The 19,600-nt window shown below is 68.4% G+C and carries 18 protein-coding genes; 11 read left to right on the top strand and 7 right to left on the bottom strand.

Features of this window, described 5'->3' with window-relative positions; translation table 11 throughout:
• Entirely contained in the window at nucleotides 1–2,574 is a 2,574-nt protein-coding gene (locus tag KIH27_RS04180) for an EspK C-terminal domain-containing protein (protein ID WP_214091675.1), read from the top strand.
• Nucleotides 2,575–2,583: 9 nt separating this feature from the next.
• Here KIH27_RS04180 and KIH27_RS04175 read toward each other — a convergent pair whose 3' ends face one another.
• Nucleotides 2,584–3,309, bottom strand: coding sequence for a hypothetical protein (locus KIH27_RS04175; protein ID WP_214091674.1), 726 nt, complete (start codon nucleotides 3,307–3,309; stop codon nucleotides 2,584–2,586).
• A gap of 366 nt (nucleotides 3,310–3,675) precedes the next feature.
• Here KIH27_RS04175 and KIH27_RS04170 point away from each other — a divergent pair, with 366 nt between their 5' ends.
• Together KIH27_RS04170 and KIH27_RS04165 are read left to right on the top strand one after the other, a co-directional pair.
• Entirely contained in the window at nucleotides 3,676–4,413 is a 738-nt protein-coding gene (locus tag KIH27_RS04170) for an EspA/EspE family type VII secretion system effector (RefSeq protein WP_214091673.1), read from the top strand.
• Between the two features lie 76 nt (nucleotides 4,414–4,489).
• Nucleotides 4,490–4,807, top strand: a complete 318-nt coding sequence (locus KIH27_RS04165; RefSeq protein WP_214091672.1) for a type VII secretion target — start codon at nucleotides 4,490–4,492, stop codon at nucleotides 4,805–4,807.
• Nucleotides 4,808–4,814: 7 nt separating this feature from the next.
• Here KIH27_RS04165 and KIH27_RS04160 read toward each other — a convergent pair whose 3' ends face one another.
• The 5 genes from KIH27_RS04160 to KIH27_RS04140 form a co-directional block, all read right to left on the bottom strand.
• Entirely contained in the window at nucleotides 4,815–5,165 is a 351-nt protein-coding gene (locus KIH27_RS04160) for a YbaB/EbfC family nucleoid-associated protein (RefSeq protein ID WP_214091671.1), read from the bottom strand.
• Nucleotides 5,162–6,574: a PPE domain-containing protein gene (locus KIH27_RS04155; RefSeq protein ID WP_214091670.1), complete on the bottom strand. Its 1,413-nt coding sequence runs from the start codon at nucleotides 6,572–6,574 to the stop codon at nucleotides 5,162–5,164. Before KIH27_RS04155 ends, KIH27_RS04160 begins: the two co-directional genes overlap by 4 nt.
• Before the next feature lie 48 nt (nucleotides 6,575–6,622).
• A complete protein-coding gene (gene eccE / locus KIH27_RS04150) occupies nucleotides 6,623–8,014 on the bottom strand; it encodes a type VII secretion protein EccE (RefSeq protein ID WP_214091669.1) in 1,392 nt (463 codons plus the stop codon).
• Nucleotides 8,011–9,333, bottom strand: coding sequence for a type VII secretion-associated serine protease mycosin (gene mycP, locus KIH27_RS04145; RefSeq protein WP_250149570.1), 1,323 nt, complete (start codon nucleotides 9,331–9,333; stop codon nucleotides 8,011–8,013). The genes eccE and mycP overlap by 4 nt, the downstream gene beginning before the upstream one ends.
• 138 nt (nucleotides 9,334–9,471) lie before the next feature.
• Nucleotides 9,472–9,762, bottom strand: a complete 291-nt coding sequence (locus KIH27_RS04140; protein WP_214091667.1) for a WhiB family transcriptional regulator — start codon at nucleotides 9,760–9,762, stop codon at nucleotides 9,472–9,474.
• A 322-nt stretch (nucleotides 9,763–10,084) separates the two neighbouring features.
• Between KIH27_RS04140 and KIH27_RS04135 the strand changes: the two genes are divergently transcribed.
• Complete coding sequence (locus tag KIH27_RS04135; RefSeq protein WP_214091666.1) at nucleotides 10,085–10,840, top strand: transcriptional regulator; 756 nt, start codon at nucleotides 10,085–10,087, stop codon at nucleotides 10,838–10,840.
• 7 nt (nucleotides 10,841–10,847) lie between these two features.
• On the opposite strand, the gene KIH27_RS04130 is transcribed toward KIH27_RS04135, so the two are convergent.
• Nucleotides 10,848–12,683, bottom strand: coding sequence for a serine/threonine-protein kinase (locus KIH27_RS04130; protein WP_214091665.1), 1,836 nt, complete (start codon nucleotides 12,681–12,683; stop codon nucleotides 10,848–10,850).
• Nucleotides 12,684–12,906: 223 nt separating this feature from the next.
• Between KIH27_RS04130 and KIH27_RS04125 the strand changes: the two genes are divergently transcribed.
• Genes KIH27_RS04125 through KIH27_RS04095 form a run of 7 tightly spaced genes read left to right on the top strand, consistent with a single transcriptional unit; the run spans nucleotide 12,907 to nucleotide 19,553 of the window.
• Nucleotides 12,907–13,830: an SDR family NAD(P)-dependent oxidoreductase gene (locus KIH27_RS04125; protein WP_214091664.1), complete on the top strand. Its 924-nt coding sequence runs from the start codon at nucleotides 12,907–12,909 to the stop codon at nucleotides 13,828–13,830.
• 32 nt (nucleotides 13,831–13,862) lie between these two features.
• On the top strand, nucleotides 13,863–15,083 hold the full coding sequence (gene moeA, locus KIH27_RS04120; RefSeq protein ID WP_214091663.1) for a molybdopterin molybdotransferase MoeA: 1,221 nt from the start codon (nucleotides 13,863–13,865) through the stop codon (nucleotides 15,081–15,083).
• Between the two features lie 26 nt (nucleotides 15,084–15,109).
• The gene (locus tag KIH27_RS04115) at nucleotides 15,110–15,817 is read left to right on the top strand and encodes a phosphatidylserine decarboxylase (RefSeq protein WP_214091662.1); all 708 of its coding nucleotides are present in this window, start codon (nucleotides 15,110–15,112) and stop codon (nucleotides 15,815–15,817) included.
• Nucleotides 15,814–16,707: a CDP-diacylglycerol--serine O-phosphatidyltransferase gene (pssA, locus tag KIH27_RS04110; RefSeq protein ID WP_214091661.1), complete on the top strand. Its 894-nt coding sequence runs from the start codon at nucleotides 15,814–15,816 to the stop codon at nucleotides 16,705–16,707. Before KIH27_RS04115 ends, pssA begins: the two co-directional genes overlap by 4 nt.
• 48 nt (nucleotides 16,708–16,755) lie before the next feature.
• Nucleotides 16,756–17,001, top strand: a complete 246-nt coding sequence (locus KIH27_RS04105; protein ID WP_214091660.1) for a hypothetical protein — start codon at nucleotides 16,756–16,758, stop codon at nucleotides 16,999–17,001.
• Nucleotides 16,998–17,342, top strand: coding sequence for a type II toxin-antitoxin system PemK/MazF family toxin (locus tag KIH27_RS04100; protein WP_214091659.1), 345 nt, complete (start codon nucleotides 16,998–17,000; stop codon nucleotides 17,340–17,342). The genes KIH27_RS04105 and KIH27_RS04100 overlap by 4 nt, the downstream gene beginning before the upstream one ends.
• Before the next feature lie 45 nt (nucleotides 17,343–17,387).
• Nucleotides 17,388–19,553, top strand: coding sequence for an AAA family ATPase (locus tag KIH27_RS04095; RefSeq protein ID WP_214091658.1), 2,166 nt, complete (start codon nucleotides 17,388–17,390; stop codon nucleotides 19,551–19,553).
• Nucleotides 19,554–19,600: the final 47 nt, after the last annotated feature.

Below are 19,600 nucleotides of genomic sequence, written 5' to 3'. Positions count from 1 at the left end.
ATGGCCATACCAGAGCCCTCAGATGCCCGCAAACCCGACATGATTCATGGGCTATGGCCCAACGCGGACGAAGACCAATTGGAGTCACGAGGCAAGAACTTCTCGACTGCCGGATCCCAGTTATTGAATGTGCTCCACAGCTGGGACGAACAGAAGCACATGATTTTTAACGACAATATATGGGCGGGTTCGAGCGCAGGAACTGCCGAATCGATATTGCAGCATTATTCTAAGTTATTAGAGGATTTACATACCAAATTTGTCGAGGTTTCCAGACGGTACCAAAAGTTGTCGAAAACAGTACTGGACACCAAGAATGCGATTGTTACGTCTACCAATAATCATCAAGGCAAAATCGATGAATTTCAAAAATCTCTCGACGCAGCTAGGCGAGAGTTAAATAATTCCAATCTAACTGATGACGAGGTAAAGGATCTACAAAATAAAATCACGCGACTCGAACGACAGATCGAAAACGAAGTAACCACGGCGTGGAACGAGAATGCCAAGACCGTCACTGCGGCCGGGAACGAACTTGGGCTCAAACTAGACATGCCCACAGCACCATCTAAACCCGTTGAAACGGGTTCACCGAGCAACACGCTGGACGGACCAGTGCCTGTCGGCAGGAAACAAGGCACTGACCCACTTGTGAGCACGCAAACAGGCACCTCCCCACAGCCACCCCCGAACACCGGCAGCAAACAGGACACCACCCCAGAGGTCAACACGCAAACAGGTACCTCCCCACAGCCACCCCCGAACACCGGCAGCAAACAGGACACCACCCCAGAGGTCAACACGCAAACAGGTACCTCCCCACAGCCACCCCCGAACACCGGCAGCAAACAGGACACCACCCCAGAGGTCAACACGCAAACAGGTACCTCCCCACAGCCACCCCCGAACACCGGCAGCAAACAGGACACCACCCCAGCAGTCAACACGCAAACAGGGGCTACAGCGCCACAACAACCGCTCACTTCGTCCCCTGGTACGGGCGGCACCAAGGTCGGGGGCACTCCCAGCGTTTCGGCACCGTCGTCACCTAGTTCCAGTGGTGGCTCACCGGCTGGTGGTATGCCTTCACCATCGATGACCAGCATGGGCGCTCCGAGTCAGGGCGCGCCGTCGATGGCGAATGCGCCACAACAGCCAGGGCCCGGGCAGCAGAACCCCACCCAGAACACCAACACGCAGCAGAACGGCCCTGGGGATCAATCCGGGGCGCCGGGGTCGCCAGCTGCGGCGGCAGCGGCAGCAGCGGGGGCCGAACCTGCGATTCACGCGGCGTCGGCCGGGGCCGGTGCCGCGCCGGCAGCCGCCAGTGCAGCCTCTGCGGCCAGCGGTGCACCGATAGAGCAAACCGCGTCAACGACGAGTTCCACGGCGCGCGCCGGGACAGCAGCCGGCGAATCAGCCGCCAGTGGGGCGTCCGGTGGCGGGTTCGGTGGACTCGGCGGGTTCGGGGGCCTCCACGGCGGCGGTGGTGGCGGCGGTGGATCGATAGGTCCCTCGATGCCGCTCGGCCCAGCACCGACACCACCACCGGCAGCCCCGGTCACCGCACCGGGCACCGGTGGCCCCGCAGCCGGCGCGTCAGGTGGACCTGGCGGCCAGGGTGGGTCCGGAGGATCAGGCACCCCGGGTAGCGGCGGTGCGGGTGTACACGCCGCGTCGGCAACCGGTGTGCCTGGTGCGGCCGGCGATATGGCCGCGGGCCCCGTTCCGGTCAGCGCCGCCCGAGCCGAACGCGACGCGATCGCCGCTGCCACCTCCGCGGGTGCTTTGCAGCGCAAACGGAACCAGAGCGGCGGTGATCCGGTCGCGGTTGCTCGCCGGATCGCCGCCGCCCTCAACGCACCCGACATCGCCACCGAGATGCTGGTCGCCAGCGAGTTCTACTGGATGACCGCCGTCACCATCGACGGCAGGATCATCCTCGCCAACAGCTACGCCCTGGGCTTCATCCCAGACGGTATACTGCTTCCCGAATCGGTGGTGCTGGTCTCTTCCGACACCAGGGTGCCGATCAGTGATCGGGCACGCGCTGCCACCCACCCGTCATCCGCACTGCAACAGTGGGCGAGCCATCACAACACTCGCCTGCGGGTCGTGATCGCAACCGCCGAACAATTCGTCGGCTCCGACCCCGGCGCGGCCAAGATCGTCCTCGAGCCCGCCGACATCCCTCCCAGCGGCAAAATGAGAGGACGCGACCGGCTGGAAGTAGTGGCACCGGGCAAAGCGGCCCAACTCGCCACGACCGACGACCTGGGGTTGTTCGAACTGATACCACCCGCCCCGACCGCAGCCGAAGCTCCGGCAGATCGACTGATGGAGTTCTGGTACGGCGCGATGATGCCGATGGTCAGCACGGCGCCCGATCGAGGTGTCGCGCATCTGCAGCACTTCGCTGCTTACGCCGGCAACGCCCGTGATCTAGCCCTGTACGCCGCCCACACGGCAATCCATGCGGAGGCCCAACGCGCTGCGGTTGCAGACTGGCTGTATTGGAACTACCTCGTCGAACTGCTCGCGGAGGCGGTACCAGCAGCAGCGATGTTGAGCTGAGTCGCGCAATCAGTCCAGCGCAAACTGCTCGTCCCGCAAACGTACAAGTGCCCGCCCGTCGGTGAGCTCAGGCCGGCATTCAGGGTGCAGCCAATAGAAGTGGACCAGCTTCCAGAGGGCGTCGCCGTTATCCGCATAGAAGTCGGGTCGACCCACAGTTGCCGTCTTCCCGTCAGCTCGCACCAGCGTCATAGAACGCGGCGACAGCCAACGTCGGGGATCGACCGTGCTCATGGCAGTTACCTCCGACCACAGCCCGGTCCGCGACACGATCCCCTCGGCGAACAGGAACCCGTCGACGGTCAGTTGAACATATGCGCAGCCCCGGCGTTTGAGCATCAGCCACAGGAACGACGCACAGACAAGCGCCGGACCACCGAACAGCATGAGAAAGCTTCCGCCGTTGTCGTGGATAACTGCCGGCGTGGTGATTCGGCCCAAGTGCCCGAGAACCGCCCACGTCCCGAACACAACGGTTCCGTCGAGCATCGCCAGCACGCTGAGCACGTCGATCCGTCGGTCAGGTCGAAAGATTGTGCCCTTCGCGCCGGATGTCGCAGTCGGCACAAATTTGATCATCGGAAGCCATCCGGCGATCTGGATGAAGCAGAGCAGTGCAAGACCGGCACACAGGGCTGCCACGACGTACTCGCGGTCCATCCCCATGCGTACTGCCTGTACCGCACAGAACAGGCTGCCGTATACCAACATCCCTGCGGAGAACCACTTCGTCACCTTATTGGGTGCAGTCGCATCCGGAGTGTGCGTTGCGTCCGGCGGAAGTCGCTTGTCACTCCACCGTGTTCGTCGCGGAACGGCCGGGTTGTCACGCTTCCCCGCAGCATCGTTCACGGCCGGAGTCTACCGCCCACCTCGGGGCCTCCAGGTAGGTGCCACCTTGGTTACGGAGCGCCTATGAGTCATCGAAATTGCTGCGCAACCAGCCACCATCGTCCTGGTAGCCTTGGTCGGGACGACCTGACTGATGCCCCGTTGCGTGTCGCGGGGGGACGACACAGGGTTTCGGCGCTGTCACCTGACGTTGACGCCGCTCTGCTCGAATCCATCTGGATCGACGAGAGGAACGGGAACTTGGTTCGCATGGGTAATGTTTCGCTCAGCAATGTCAAGGACATCTACTCGGGAGCCAACTCCTGGAAATCCGTATTCGATCACGCCACAGAGGGGTCGATGGCGGGCCTCGCGAGTGATTTCATCGGCCTGGGACAGAGTGCGGTGCAACAGGGCGCGAAAGCCCTTGGTAACGCGAGGCTGGCAGAAGCGGTGGCGACACCAGTAATCGAAGCCGGATTGCTGATCCTGATGGGTATGTCCAACTCGTTGGGTTTCGGTGAGCCTGAGTCCGGTCACCGTTTCAAGGACGCGTCCAACGAATTCGGTCGGATCGAGCAGACACTGGCGTCGACCCATTCGCCCGGAAGTTGGAAGAGCGACAGTTCGGAAAAATACGACCAGAGGAACGAGAGTCAAAAAACTCATATCCAAGAAATGGCGCAACAGGATGCAACGGTTGCACTTGTCCTCAATGAGCAACGCATCAATGTTAAGGATACGCGCAGCTTCGTTGATAATCGTGCAACAGCCCTCACCGCTGCGATCGCTCCGGCAATAGCCGCAATGGGTTGGGAGTTTCCACCAGGCTCAGGGTTGGCCCTCTCTATGGAAATCCAATGGGCCGCCTACGCAGCAACGGTGCCGTTCGCCTCCGAACGCTACGGCGAGATGCTTAGCCATGCTGCAGATCATGCTGCAGTCATCCAACAGGCTGGGTTCGAATACGACCGAATTGCACGCGAAGCTAACTACACGGTCTCGTGACACAGGATCGTCGGCCATTTGTTTCGGCTGCGTTCCGACAGACTGTCACGACACCCAATGAAGAGAGGCACTGCACATGGGCCGTGAAACACGGGTCAACACCACCGATCTACGCGACCTGGCGGACACACTGCGGGACGTCGCAGCCCACATCAACACCGCCGACCACATGACAAACGGTGTCGCAAAGAATGTTGCATTCAGCCACGGCGTCGCCTGCCTGCAGTCCATCGGAGCACTGTCCGCGGCGAACTATTCACGCGGTGCGGCCGCACAGGCGCTGCAGGCCGTCTCCAACAGCCTGGCCTCAAAACTGGATGCGGCCGCAGGCCAGTACGACAGCACCGACCAGCAGCAGGCGGGCGGCCTCGACGGGCAAATGCACCCGCGCTGAGTTACTGCTAAGACAGGTCGTCGGTGATCTGGCTGAGGTGACCGGTGATGTCGGCCAACTCGGCGTTGATGCGCTCCCGGTCACCCTCGATCGACGTCGTGGCGGCGGCAGTGGCCTTGTGCAACGCCTCAGTGATCCGCTGCTGCACGGTTTCCGCACCCAGCCGAAGCACGCCCTCTTCAATGTGGAGTCCGGTCAACCAGTGACGGCCGTTCAGAGTCACCTCGACGGTTTCGGATTCGTCAGCAGCCGTGAACGATTCACTGTTCATCTTGTACAGCTGATCGTCCATGAGTGACTGCAGGCGCTGAGCCTGGCCCAGCACCGCGGCCACCTGCGGGTGCATCTCCTCGGTCACTTGGACTCCTTACCACCCGGGGTGGTCTTGTTCGACCGGCGGCCGATGACCCCTTCAGTCCAGGCTCGGTCTTCCTTGTACAGAGCCTCTTCCGGATCCATCGCCTTCCCCTTCTTACCTTGGCCTTGGTTCCCGTGGCCGCCCATGGGCATACCGCCGCCCATGCCACCACCAGTACCACCACCGGGACCCGCGCCGGCGGCTGCGCCGCCGGCATGCGGGGTTGGGGTCGCGCTCACCGAGTGGGCCCCCACCCCAGGCTGCAGGGTGCCGCCACCGGCGCCACCGCCGGCACCGCCACCCGCGTGGGCGGGCTTCATGCTGGGGCCCTGCGGCAGATGCGGAGTGGCTTTCGCCGCCGCGGGCATTCCTCCAGGCATACCGCCCGGCATGCCACCGGGCATACCTCCCGGCTTTCCACCGCCAGGTGAGCCGCCTTGAGGCATGCCCCCAGTCGGCGAGGCGGGTTGCTCAGGCATGCTCGGCGCCGAAGGTGTACCAGGCATGGATGGCATCGACGGCATTGACGGGGCACCCGGGCCGCTTCCCGGCCCGCTGGGAGTTCCGCTGTAGGGATTAATGCTCGGAGTCGCTGCCGGTGGCTGATAAGTGATACCCGGAGGCGGCGGCTCCGACTTCACATCATCGAGGTTCGCCCCGATGGCATAATCCTCCATCACATCGTTGGATTTCTTCTGATTGATCTTGTCGTGCATCCAATCGTATGCAAGCCCACCCGCAGCTTCGTAAAGGTCATCCCGACCACCCGGCTGCGGATGGTTATCCACGGCACGCTTATGTTCATAGATCAGGCGATCTGTCTGATCGGACAACGCTTTGCACGAATCGTTCATCGCGATACGCCACTCTCGATGCTTGCTCAGCGCCTCGGCACACGCTTCGGCGGCGTCACCTTCCCAGTGCACCCCGCCAAGGTTGAATTCACTGGCGCTATCGCTGAGCTCTTGACCAGCCTCTCGGCATTTTCGGGCGAATTCCCCCAGATCCACAGTGTTATCCGGATTCTTGACCCGCTTGGCGGCGGCCCGCCATTCCATGTACATGTGCTGCGGACCGGGAGGTAGCGGCATCGACGGCGTCACCGGAGGGGCGGGAATGGGGGGTGGAAAATTTTTAATTGAAATGTTTTTAAGGGACGGAGAATCGCTCTGCAGGGCGTTCTCCCCCTCCCCGTCAAGCGCTTCGTACGCTTCAGCAGCCGCATTGATCGCGTCTGCAAGCTGTTTGGCGACAGTGCGGCCTGCGAGCAAATGCGAATTGACCTTGGTGCGCAGCGCTTGCAACTGGGTCACCGAAGCTTGCGCAACGTGGGTCGAATCCGGCGCCTTGGGAACTTCCGGCAATACGGGTATTTCTTTCTCTGTGAGCTTACCGGCGCGCTCCTTCATGCTCCCAACTTCGGCTTTCAAAGTCATCGCCATGCCAAACCCTCTCCCTTACCGTTCCAGCGCCATCTGGTACCGGCTCTCCTCACGCGGCTCGATGAGCCGGATCGGCAGCTGCCGGTGCCGTGGTGTGCCGATGAAGTTGTCCCGCAACAGAACCCGATCCACACCCTGGTGCGGGGTCAGGTAGGTGGTGGCGTTGGGCCACATCACCCGCGCGGTCTGCCCGACGCGGCCGTTGACCGCGGAGGCGAATTCGCCGAACTGCTGGCCGAGCACCACCTGCGCCCCGGCCGCCGCGGCACGCACCACGAACTGGGTGAACAGCCGGGCGTCGCCGAGGTTGATGGCGGAGTCGACGTCGTCGAACGGCATGTACACCGGGAACCGCTGCCCGGTCTCCCCGATCAGCACGCCGGCCGAGCCGATCGGCAGCTGGTAGTGCCGGTCGCTCACGGGCGTCAGGCCGGACAGCGCCGCCCGCTGCCCGCCGTACAGGCAGGAGAAGCCGTGCGGGGTCTTCGGGGTGGCCAGCGTGGTCAGCAGCACCGTCGACTGCGGCGCCGCACCGAGCGCGATCCGCACCCGGGTGATGGTGTGGTCCGCCCGCACCGACCACCACACGTCCGGCCCGCCGGCCGCGGTGTAGGCGGTGGTGAAGGTGCTGCGCCCCTTGATGACCGACCAGGTTTCGTTCTCGAAGCTGATCTCGGTGGCGCGGTCGTAGTCGTCGAAGCTGCGGGCGCACCGGGCGTCCACACCGTGGCTGGCCAGCTGATCGGCCATCCGTGTCGTGGACGACACCAGGTAGCGGGCCAGTCCGGAGACGCCGTCGGCGCGGCGCTGCGCGGACTTGCGGCATGCTTCGGGGTTGGCGCGCAAGATGATCCAGGTGCGCCGGTGCGCCGGTGCGGGGTTCGGACCCATCACCTGCTCGTAGAGCCCGACCAGGTTCGGCGGTGCACTCCGACCCACCCGATAACCAGCCGACACCACGTCGGCCACCAGTTCCGGGCAGTGCGCGCTGAGCAACCGCTCCACCAGCCGGGTGTCGATGGTGTCGTCGGTGGTGGCGTGCCCGTCGACGATCACGGTCGGGGTGAACGGCCGCGGGATCAGCTCGATGGCGGCTTCCAGCTCCTCGCCCGTCCACCGCATCGCCACGTGGTCGCCCGGCATGACGGTCTGTCCCACAACGGGTTCCGACGGTGCGGGCGGCGCCGTCTTGTGCCGCCGCCGCCACGCCCACAGCGCGGCGATCCAGCCGGTGAGCCGTCGGCCGCGCACGGTGACCACGGCGATCAGCGCCGCCAGCACCGTCAGCGTGATCCCGACCCACGGCTTGCCCCAGGCATAGCCGGCCGCGATCAGCGCCGGGCCCAGCAGGGTCGCCGTCAACAGGTGTCCGGTGGTGAATCGCAAACCCACCCAGGTGCTGTTCATCGGCGCCGCAACGCTCGTCGCACCAGGGCGGTGAGCCCCAGCAGCACCAGCAGCGACGCCCCGCCGATCACCACCATCGTGATCGGCCGCCGGTCCGGCGGCGGGATGTACACCGGCGGCGGGATCTGCTTCACCCGGACCGCGGCGTGCTTCGGCCCGGTCGGGATGTCCCAGGTCAGTGCGGCCACCGGGTCGATCACCCCGGCCCCGACGATGTTGTCGACGCCGCCGCCCGGGTGCCGGGCGGTCGCGGTGATCCGGTTCATCACCTGCGCCGGGGTCAGGTCCGGGAACCGCTGTCGCACCAGCGCCGCCACCCCGGAGACGTAGGCCGCCGAGAAGGAGGTCCCCGAGATCGGCACCGGGCCGTCCTCACCCTGCAGGGCGTTGACCGGGTTGCCGAAGTAGTCGAGCGCGATCAGGTCCTCCCCCGGCGCGGCCGCGCCCACCCACGGGCCGTGCATCGAGAAGCCGCTCGGCACGCCCTCCCGGCTGGTGCTGCCGACGGTGAGCACCAGCGGGTCGTACCAGGCCGGGGTGACGATCGTCGTCACGCTCTTCCAGCCGCGCGGATCCTGCGGGTTGCCCTGGTCGGCCGGCGGATTCTGCGAGCAGTCCCTGCCGGTGTTGCCGGCGGCGACGACGATCACGGCGTTCTTGACATTGACCGCGTAGTTCACCGCCGCGCCGAGCGTGCTCTCGTCGATCGGCCGGGTGGCCTTCACACAGGCCGCCTCGCTGATGTTGATGACGTTCGCGCCCAGGTTCGCCGCATGCACCACCGCCCGCGCCAGGCTGCGGATCGAACCGGCGGTCTGCGTCGTGTTGGGGTCGTTGGGGTCGGTTCGCGCACCGGTGGGCTGGAACGCCTCCGAGGACTGCCGCAGCGAGATCAGCCGCGCCTCCGGTGCGACGCCGACGAACGCGTCGGTGGGCGCGGGCCGCCCCGCGATCAGCGACGCGGTCAGCGTGCCGTGCGCGTCGCAGTCCTCCAGTCCGTTACCGCCGGCCTCGACGAAGTCGCCGCCGGCCTCGGCGGGCACCCGTGGCGACGGCTTGATCCCGGTGTCGATCACCGCGACCGTCACCCCGGCCCCGGTGGCGAACTTCTGCGCCTCGGCGACGCGGAGATAGTCGTTGGCCCACGGCGCGTCCGCGAAGTTGGCGTTGGGGAACGACGTCGGCGCCGCACAGACCCGGCGCTGCTCCATCGGCTGGTCCGGGCCGGTCTCGTCGGGCGGCATCGCGCCCGCGTCGATGATCGGCGGAGCCACCGCCACGGCCGGCGGCGCGCTGAGGAATGCCAGCGCCCCCACCATGAGAATCACGGAGATTCGTCGCACCTCAAAGCCATCCCACTCTGTCTACACGCCCGTTCGAGGCATTGTCGCGGGTAATCCTAACTAGGCCGCTTGTCGGACGTGTCGCGCTGAGGCAAGCGAGTGCCCCGGGAGCAACTAGGCGGAGATCAACTCGGGCCGGGTGTCGCGGACCGGGTAACCGTTGCGCTCGGCCATCGACCGCAACTGGTTCAGCGCGAACGCCCGCCCGCGGCCGCCCTCCGGGATGTCGATGCCGGCCCACAGGCCGACGGCTCCGGGCAGTTCGACGGCTTCCTTCGCGCACAGCCACCGGCGGGGGCAGGCGCGGCACAGGGCCTTGGCCTCGTCATCGGGCGTCGACATCCAGCGCTCCGGGTCAGCCGCGCAGGCGCCCAGCGGGAACTCGTCAACCATGACTGCGGTCATCTGCAGCTACCTCCTCGGAAACGTCGCATCAATCGTGTTGCGTTGCGGATGACGCTACAGTTCGAACCGTCGCAGTGCAACAGTTTGTGCGACGTTTCTGTCACATACCGAAGTTTTCCTGCGGTTTCCAGGGGTTTTACCGCGACGTAACCGAGTATCCGCTGCGGTTTACCACGACCGAACCGCACTTATGCGACTGTTTTAGGGCTGCCTAACCGACGTGCGGCACCGCTACGCTTCGCCGCGAGGTGCAACAGTTACCCTGACAAGGTCGCGGTCGACAGCAGGTCGCGGTCGGTACCAGGTTGAGGAGTCGGTGGAGATGAGCCACGCAGCCACCGACGCCACCGACGAGGACGTCCCGGACCCCGGGATAGCGCGAGCCGGGGCGGCCACCGCTGCACGCCGGCGTGAACTCGACATCAGCCAGCGCCGGCTCGCCACCGACGGCATCATCAACGCCGGCGCACTGATCGCGTTCGAGAAGGGCCGCAGTTGGCCCCGGGACCGCACCCGGGCCCGGTTGGAGGAGGCCCTGCAGTGGCCGCCGGGCGCCATCGCCGACATCCGGCGCGGCGCCGCGGTCCCCAACCGGCCGGCCGCCGCGCCCGAACCAGCGAGCCCGCCGCGGGTCGACAGCCAGGAAGCCAACGTCATCGCCCAGGTCGTCACCGCCGCGGTCGACAACTGCCGGGCCGCCGCCGAATCACTGCCGGCGATCACCGCCCCCGGTTTCACCGCCCGGCTCAACGGGATCCTGGCCGAACTGCGGCAACTGGAATCGGTCGCGTCCCGGTCGATGGAGGTGTACGGCGTCACCGCGGCGCTGATCAACGCCCTGGGCACCATCCGGCGGCACTACAACGGCCTGATGCTCACCGGCGCGGCCGCGCCCACCGCAACGCTCGGGCAGCGCCTCTACGCCTGCCGGCACCGCTCGAACCTGTCCGTTTCGGAAGCCGCCCAGGCCGCCAACGTCGCGGAGGAGGCGGTGCGTCAGGCCGAGGCCGACGAGGAACTGACCTCGGACGTGTCGGCGGCACTGGAGACGCTGGTGCGCACGATCAACCTGGCGTGACCGCCGGTTACGAGTGGCTGCTCCACCACGCGGAGAGCTGTTCCAGGGTAGGACCGCCCTCCCCGCCGTGCACCACGCTGAGGAACAACTGGGCGTAGTTCGACCAGGCCAGTGTCGGGCTGCCCTGCTGGCTGCCGCACATCAGCATGCCGCTGGCCTGCTGCGGCGTCGCGGCACGATGCCACGGTCCCGGCGACTGGACGCCGCCCGGGCAGTTCACCAGGCTGGTCAGGCCCGTCGCCTCCTCGAAGCCGGCCCGCAGCCCGTCGACATCCGGGAACAGGGTGAAGGTGGCCGACGCCGGTCCACCGGGATCGGTGTTCCGCCGGCAGGACAGCTTTGCGACGGCCTTGCCCTCCAGCGGGGCCGCGGTGCACGCCTCCTTGGCGTAGCCGGCCGGCAGCAGGCCGGACAGCCGGTCCTGCATCTCCGCGGAGCCCATCGGCGCCGACGGCTCGGCGATCTCGTCACCGTGCCCGCGGTGCGATCGGACGATCAGCACGACCGTGAGCAGGATCAGCACCGCCGCCACCGCGATCAGTGCGTTGCGGCGCTTGGCGCCGCTGTCGGGCAGTGGGTGCGCGTGCCGTGACGGGCCGCGCGGCGGCCGGCCGGGACCCGGCCACGTGCTGGTGCCGAAATGCGGGCCGGGCGACGGGGTGGAGGCCAGCCCCGGCGGCGGCGTCAGCACCATGCCCGGCGGCGGGGTGTGCGTCGGCCCCGGCGGCGGGGTCGGCGTCGGACCCGGCAGCGGCGTGGGCGTCGGCCCAGGCAGCGGCGTGGGGGTCGGCCCGGGCGGCGGCGTCAGCACCATGCCGGGCGGAGTGGTGTGCGACGGGCCCGACGGCGGCGGCGTGGGCAGCGGCGTCGGTGACGGGTTCGACGGCGGCGGTGTGGGCACCGAACCCGGCGGCGGGGTGAGCACCATGCCCGGCGGCGGCGTGGGCGTGCTGACCTGCGGCGCCGGGTTCTGCCCGCCCGCAGCCGCCGACATCCGCGCCGGGCTGCTGCTCAGCGCCCGGTACGCGGCCCGCGCCAGGTCACCGGCGCTGGCATAGCGCTCCTTGGGGTCCTTGGCCATCCCGCAGGCGATGACGTCGTCGAATCCGGCCGGAATCTCCGGAGCCAGCCGGCTCGGCATCGGCACCGGCTCCATCAACTGCGCGGTGATCAGCGCACCGGGATTGTCGGCGCGGTACGGGGGTGACCCGGTGAGGCATTCGTAGAGCACGCACGCCAGCGCGTACACGTCGATGCTGGAGTCCACCTCGTCACCGGTGAACCGCTCCGGCGCGGAGTACTTCCAGGTGCCGACCGCGTTGCCCATCTGGGTCAGCCGGTCATCGGTGTTCGCACTGGCGATACCGAAGTCGCACAGGTAGGCGAAATCGTCGCGTGCGACCAGGATGTTCTCCGGCTTGATGTCGCGGTGGATCACCCCGGCCGCGTGCGCCGCGTCCAGCGCCGACGCCGCCTGGCTGATGATGTTCACCGCCCGCCGCGGCGGCAACACACCGGCCTCGCGCAGGATCGCGGCCAGATCCAGCCCCTGGATCAGCCGCATGTCCAGGAACAGCTGCCCCTCGAGCTCACCGAAATCGTGCACCGGCACCACGTGCGGTTCCTGCAGCCGGCCGGCGGTCCGCGCCTCACGCTGCAGCCGTTCCCGGAACACCGGATCCTGGCTCAGCGCCGGCGAGAGAAGTTTGAGCGCGACGGTCCGGTCTTTGACCAGATCGTCGGCCTCGTAGACCTCACCCATGCCGCCGCGGCCGAGCAGTCGCTTGAGCTGGTAATGCCCGAACTGCGACCCAACCCGCGAACCCTGCGCGGTGTCGCTCATCGCCGACTCCTTAAGACCAACCGACGACCTCAACCGTGATTGCCTGATCCGACCTTCCTGAGATGGCCCACGAGACGCAGCCTGTCATACAGCAATGATGACACCAGGCCCGAACTCGCCCCGTAACGGTAGCAGCCGACCCCCGTCGGTCAGCCACCTTCGAGACACAGCTGTAACCGCGATGCAGCTTCGCCGGTCATGTCCCGTGAGTATCGTTTGCAACATGGGTGACCGGGGGAAATGGACCGCTGGCGACGTGCCGGACCAGTCCGGGCGGGTGGCCGTCGTCACCGGTTCCAACACCGGGATCGGCTATCACACCGCTGCGGTGCTGGCCAAGCACGGCGCCCGGGTGGTGCTCGCGGTACGTGACCTCGACAAGGGCCAGGCCGCCGTCAAGAAGATCACCCGCGCCGCGCCGGACGCCCAGGTCACCGTGCAGGAACTCGACCTGAGCTCGCTGGAGTCGGTGCGCGCTGCCGCCAAGGCACTGGGTGCGGCGTACCCGCGGATCGACCTGCTGATCAACAACGCCGGCGTCATGTACACCCCCAAGCAGACGACGGTCGACGGGTTCGAGCTGCAGTTCGGCACCAACCACCTCGGACCCTTCGCGCTCACCGGCCTGCTGCTGCCCCGGATGATGCGGGTCAAGGGATCCCGGGTGGTGACGGTCGCCAGTGCGGCCCACCGGATCATGGCGCAGATCCACTTCGAGGACCTGCAGTGGGAGAACGGCTACAACCGGATCGCCGCCTACGGGCAGTCCAAGCTGGCGAATCTGATGTTCACCTACGAGTTGCAGCGCCGGCTGGCCGCCAAGCACAAGTCGACGATCGCCGTCGCCGCACACCCGGGCGTCGCCAACACCGAACTGACCCGCTACCTGCCGGCGTTCCTGCGCCCAGCCGACCGGCTGCTGATGCCGCTGGTGGTGCAGAGCGCGGCGATGGGCGCGCTGCCGACGCTGCGCGCCGCCACCGACACCGCCGTGCAGGGCGGGCAGTACTACGGCCCGGACGGCATCGGCGAGCAGCGCGGCCACCCGAAGCTGGTGGACTCCAGCAAGCAGTCCCAGGACGTCGAACTGCAGGACCGGCTGTGGGCGGTCTCCGAGGAACTGACCGGGGTCACGTTCCCGGTGTAGGGCTTTCGGGCTCCGGCACCGATAATGTCGTCATGCGATCTGTTCAGGAACATCAGCGGGCCGTCACCGACCTGATCCGGCCCCGCCCACCGGTCACCGCCACCCTGGTCGACGCCGAAGGGCTGGTGCTGACCGAGGACGTGATCGCACCGATCTCGCTGCCGGTGTTCGACAACTCCGGCATGGACGGCTATGCGGTGCTCGCCACCGACATCCCCGCAGCCACCTCCCCCGAGCACCCGGTCACCCTGCCGGTCGCCGAGGACATCCCAGCGGGCCGCACCGACGTCCCGACGCTGGCGGCCGGCACCGCTCACCGCATCATGACCGGCGCCCCGATGCCGGCCGGCGCCGACGCGGTGGTGCCGGTGGAGGCCACCGACGGCGGCGCCGACGTCGTCACGATCAGCGCCCCCACCGCCCACGGCCGGCACATCCGCCGGGCCGGCGGCGACGTCGCCGAGGGCGCCATCGTGCTGCGGGCCGGGCAGGTGGTCAGCGCCTCGGTCGCCGGGCTGGCGGCGGCGCTGGGGCTGAAGGACCTGCCGGTGCGGCCGCGGCCGCGGGTGCTGGTCATCTCCACCGGGTCGGAGCTGGTCGAACCCGGTCACCCGCTGCAGCCGGGGCAGATCTACGAGTCCAACGGGGTGATGATCGCCGCCGCGGTGCGCGCCGCCGGCGCCGAGGTAGTGGGCACCGCAACCGTCCCCGACGACACCGCGCAGTTCGAGGCGGTGCTGGACCGGTACGGCGTGCACGACGGGGCGGTGGACCTGATCATCACCAGCGGCGGGGTGAGCGCCGGCGCCTACGAGGTGGTCAAGGACGTCTTCGGCCGTTCCGGCGACCAGGGGGTGGAGTTCGTCAAGGTGGCGATGCAACCGGGGATGCCGCAGGGCTTCGGCCGGGTCGGCGCGGCCGCGATCATCACCCTGCCCGGCAACCCGGTCAGCGCCCTGGTCTCCTTCGAGGTGTTCCTGCGCCCGGCGTTGCGCCGCGCGATGGATCTGCCCGCCCCCGACCGTCCCCGCCGCGAGGCGGTGCTCAGCGAGAAGATCACCTCACCGCCCGGCAAACGGCAGTTCCGCCGCGGCCTGCTCGACCACCACACCGGCACCGTCACCAATTACGGCCCGCCCGCCTCGCACCATCTGCGGTACCTGGCGTCGGCGAACTGCCTGCTGGACGTCGCCGAGGACGTGACCGAGGTGCCGGCCGGCACCCGGGTGCAGGTCTGGGACCTGACCGACTGAGACGAACGGCTCCGTAAGATAGCCGGGTGGCCAGACGCCCCCGCCCCGCAGACGCCCCCGGTGGTCTGCGGCACCTGACCGACCTGGTGCGGTCGACGGTGCCGCCGATGCACCCCGCCGGATTGCCGTTCGTCTCCGGCGCCCTGGGGCTCGCCGCCCTGGGTCGCCACCGGCCGTGGCTGCGCCGCGCCGGCCTGCTGGCCGCCGGGGCCTGCGCCGGATTCTTCCGGCATCCGCACCGGGTGCCGCCGACCCGCCCGGGGGTCGTGGTGGCCCCCGCCGACGGCGTCGTCTGCCTGGTCGACACCGCAACGCCGCCACCGGAACTCGGCATGGGCGACGTCGTGCTGCCCCGGGTCAGCATCTTCATGTCGGTGCTCGACGCCCACGTGCAGCGCGCCCCGATCGCCGGTGAGGTACTCGACGTGCGGCACCGGGCGGGCCGGTTCGGCTCCGCAGACCGTGCCGACGCCAGCACCGACAACGAGCGCAACAGCGTGCGGATCCGCACCGCCGACGGCGCCGAGGTGGTGGCCGTGCAGATCGCCGGCCTGCTGGCCCGTCGGATCGTCTGCGACGTCGCGCCCGGCGACCGGCTGGCGATCGGCGACACCTACGGCCTGATCCGGTTCGGCTCCCGCCTCGACACCTACCTGCCGATCGGCACCCAGCCCCTGGTCAGCGTCGGCCAGCGGATGGTCGCCGGCGAGACCGTCCTGGCAGTGCTGCCATGACCGGTACACCCCGCGCACGGCGCACGGTGGGCCTGCACATCCTGCCCAGTTCGATGACGGTGCTGGCGCTGTGCGCCGGCCTGACGTCGATCAAGTACGCCCTGGACGGCCAGGCGCACCTGGCGATGGCGCTGATCGCCGCCGCCGCCATCCTCGACGGGCTCGACGGCCGGGTAGCGCGCATCCTCGACGCCGAGTCGCGAATGGGCGCGGAGATCGACTCGCTGGCCGACGCGGTGAACTTCGGGGTGGCGCCTGCGGTGGTGATCTACGTGTCGATGCTGTCGACGCAGCCCGCCGGCTGGATCGTGGTGCTGCTGTACGCGGTCTGCGTGGTGCTGCGGCTGGCCCGGTTCAACGCGCTGCTCGACGACACCGGCCTGCCCGCCTACACCAAGGAGTTCTTCGTCGGGATGCCCGCGCCGGCCGGCGCGATCTGCCTGATCAGCCTGCTCGCCGCCAAACTGCAGTTCGGCGAAGGCTGGTGGACGTCGCAGTGGTTCGTCGGCGCCTCGGTGGTGGGGATCGCGATGCTGCTGGTCAGCCGAATCCCGATGCGCAAGATGCACGCGGTGTCGGTGCCGCCGCACCTGGCCGCGGTGCTGCTGGCTGTGCTGGCACTGGTGGCCGCGGCGGCGTTCCTGTTCCCCTACATCCTGGTCATGGTGCTGGTGGTGGCCTACCTGGCCACGATCCCGTTCTCGATCCGCAGCCACCACTGGGTCGCCTCGCACCCCGAATCGTGGGAGGACGCCCCCAAGCAGCGGCGGGCGGCCCGCCGGGCGATCCGCCGGGCGCAGCCGAACCGCCGGTCCATGCCACGGCTGGGGGTGCGCCGGCCCGGTGGACGGTCCACGGCCCGGTTGGGGCTGCGCAAACCCGGCCGCTGACCATCTGAGCCGTAAACACATTCGTCAACACCGCAGTAGACTGCTGAGATGTTGCGCGTAAGCGATGAAACCCGAGACCGCATCCTGCGGATCGGCCGTGAGGAGTACGACGGCGCATCGGCCGATGAGACGGTGCGCCGCCTCATCGATGAACACTGGCGCTCCAAGGCCGTTGCCGCGGTGCAGCAGTACCGGGAGGCCGACCCCGAGGCCTGGGCGGCATACATCGCCGATGCGGACGCATCCGGTCTGGCGGACGCCCCGATCACCGACGACTGGGACGACGCGAAGTGAGCCGCCGGCCCCCGATCGAGCCCGGCCAGGTCTGGTTCGTCGACTTCGATCCGGTGCGGGGCCGCGAGCAGGGCAAGGATCGGCCTGCCCTCGTCGTCTCATCCAGATTTCACCTCGACGTGACCCTAGGGCACCTGGCCTGCGTGCTGCCGTTGACCAGCGTCGAACGGCGCGGCTGGCTGCATCGCGTCCACGTCGCCGCAGGTGGCGGCTGGGTGATCACCGAGCAGATCCGCACCGTCTCCGTCGAACGCTTCCGACGGCCCGCACCGGAGATCCGCCTGTCCGAGTCTGAACTGGCCGACGTGCGCACGATCCTAGCCCAAATGCTATTCGTCTGAGCCGTACCGGCGAGCTCATGCGGCGGCTATGCCGATAATGGCCCGGTGGGCTCCGACACCTCCCGGCATCTGACGCTGATCGCCCGACTCAACACCGCGGCCGTCGACACCCGGCGCGGCGTCATCCGGCTGCACCCGGAAGCCGTTGCCGCCCTGGGCATCCGGGAGTGGGACGCGGTCTCGCTGACCGGCTCCCGGACGACGGCGGCGGTCGCCGGGCTGGCCGGTGCGACCACCCCGGCCGGCGTGGTGCTGCTCGACGACGTGACGCTGTCGAACGCCGGGCTGCGGGACGGCGCTCAGGTGCTGGTGGCCCCGGTCACCGTCCACGGCGCGAAGTCGGTGACGCTGAGCGGCTCCGCACTGGCGTCGAACACGGTACCGCCGGCCACCCTGCGGCAGGCGCTGCTGGGCAAGGTCCTCAGCGTCGGCGACGCGGTGTCGCTGCTCCCCCGCGACCTCGGTCCGGGCACCTCGACGTCCGCCGCCACCACCGCGCTGGCGTCGGCGGTCGGGATCAGCTGGACCTCGGAGTTGCTGACCGTCACCGGGGTGGATCCGGCCGGACCGGTGAGCGTGCAACCGAATTCATCTGTGGGCTGGGGCAACGGGATCACCGTGTCCTCACCGGCGGCGACCGCTGCCCCGGCCGCTCCGGTGCGGGTCGCCGTCGACGAGCTGAAGGGGTGCGAGGCGCAGGCCGCGAAGCTGGCCGAATGGCTGAAGCTGGCGTTGGACGAACCGCAGCTGCTGCAGACCCTCAACGCCGCAACGGATCTCGGGGTGCTGGTGTCCGGGCCGGCCGGGGTCGGCAAGACCACCCTGGTGCGCGCGGTCTGCGCCGGGCGGCGGCTGGTGGAACTCGACGGGCCGGCGGTGGGGGCACTGGCCGCCGACGACCGGCTGGCCGCGGTCCGCGCGGCGGTCGCCCGGGTGGGTGAGAGCGGCGGCGTGCTGCTGATCGCCGACGTGGAAGCGCTGCTGCCCGATCCGCCGGAGCCGGTCTCGACGCTGATCCTCACCGAACTGCGCACCGCGGTGGCCGCCGCCGGGGTGGCGTTCATCGCCACGTCGGCACTGCCGGATCACGTCGACGCGAGGCTGCGGGCGCCGGACCTGTGCGATCGGGAGCTGCGGTTGAGCCTGCCCGACGGCCCGGTCCGGGCGGCGCTGCTCACTGGGATGCTCCGATCGGTGCCAGGCGGCAGCCTCGATCTGGGTGAGATCGCCGACCGCACACCTGGTTTCGTCGCCGCGGACCTGGCGGCGCTGGTCCGGGAGGCGGCGCTGCGGGCGGCGTCGCGGGCCAGCAGCAACGACGAGGCACCGAAACTCATCCAGGATGATCTGGTCGGCGCGCTGAGCGTGATCCGGCCGCTGTCCCGATCGGCGACCAGCGAGGTGTCGGTCGGCTCGGTCACCCTCGACGACGTCGGCAACATGGTGGCGACCAAGCAGGCGCTGACCGAGGCGATCCTGTGGCCGCTGCAGCATCCGGACACCTTCACCCGGCTCGGCGTCGAACCGCCGCACGGGGTGCTGCTGTACGGGCCGCCGGGCTGCGGCAAGACGTTCGTGGTCCGGGCGCTGGCGGGCTCCGGCCGGGTCAGCGTGCACACCGTCAAAGGTGCTGAGCTGATGGACAAATGGGTCGGCAGCAGTGAGCGGGCGGTGCGGGACCTGTTCCAGCGGGCCCGCGACTCGGCGCCGTCGCTGGTGTTCCTCGACGAGGTCGACGCGCTGGCGCCGCGGCGCGGCCAGAGCTTCGACTCCGGGGTGACCGATCGGGTGGTGGCCGCGCTGCTCACCGAACTCGACGGCGCCAACCCGCTGCGTGACGTGGTGGTGGTCGGCGCCACCAACCGCCCGGAGCTGATCGACCCGGCGCTGCTGCGGCCGGGCCGGCTGGAGAAGCTGGTGTTCGTCGAGCCGCCGGACGCCGACGCCCGCCGGGCGATCCTGCGGGTGACCGGGAAGTCGGTGCCGCTGCACGGCGACGTCGACCTCGACGCGCTGGCCGCCGATCTGGACGGCTACAGCGCCGCGGACTGCGTTGCGCTGCTGCGTGAGGCGGCGCTGACCGCGATGCGCCGCTCGATCGACACCGCCGACGTCACCGCAGCCGACGTCACCGCTGCCCGCGAGACGGTCCGGCCGTCCCTGGACGCCGCCCAGGTCGACGCGCTGCGGGCGTTCGCCGAGGGCCGGTAATTCCCGCCACCGTGCAGAGTTCACCACCCCGACCGGGCTGTTGCGGA

The sequence above is a fragment of the Mycolicibacter acidiphilus genome, from assembly GCF_018455725.1.
GTDB lineage: Bacteria > Actinomycetota > Actinomycetes > Mycobacteriales > Mycobacteriaceae > Mycobacterium > Mycobacterium acidiphilum.
Note: the sequence above shows the minus strand (reverse complement) of the source record. Positions and strands in the feature narration are given on the sequence as shown.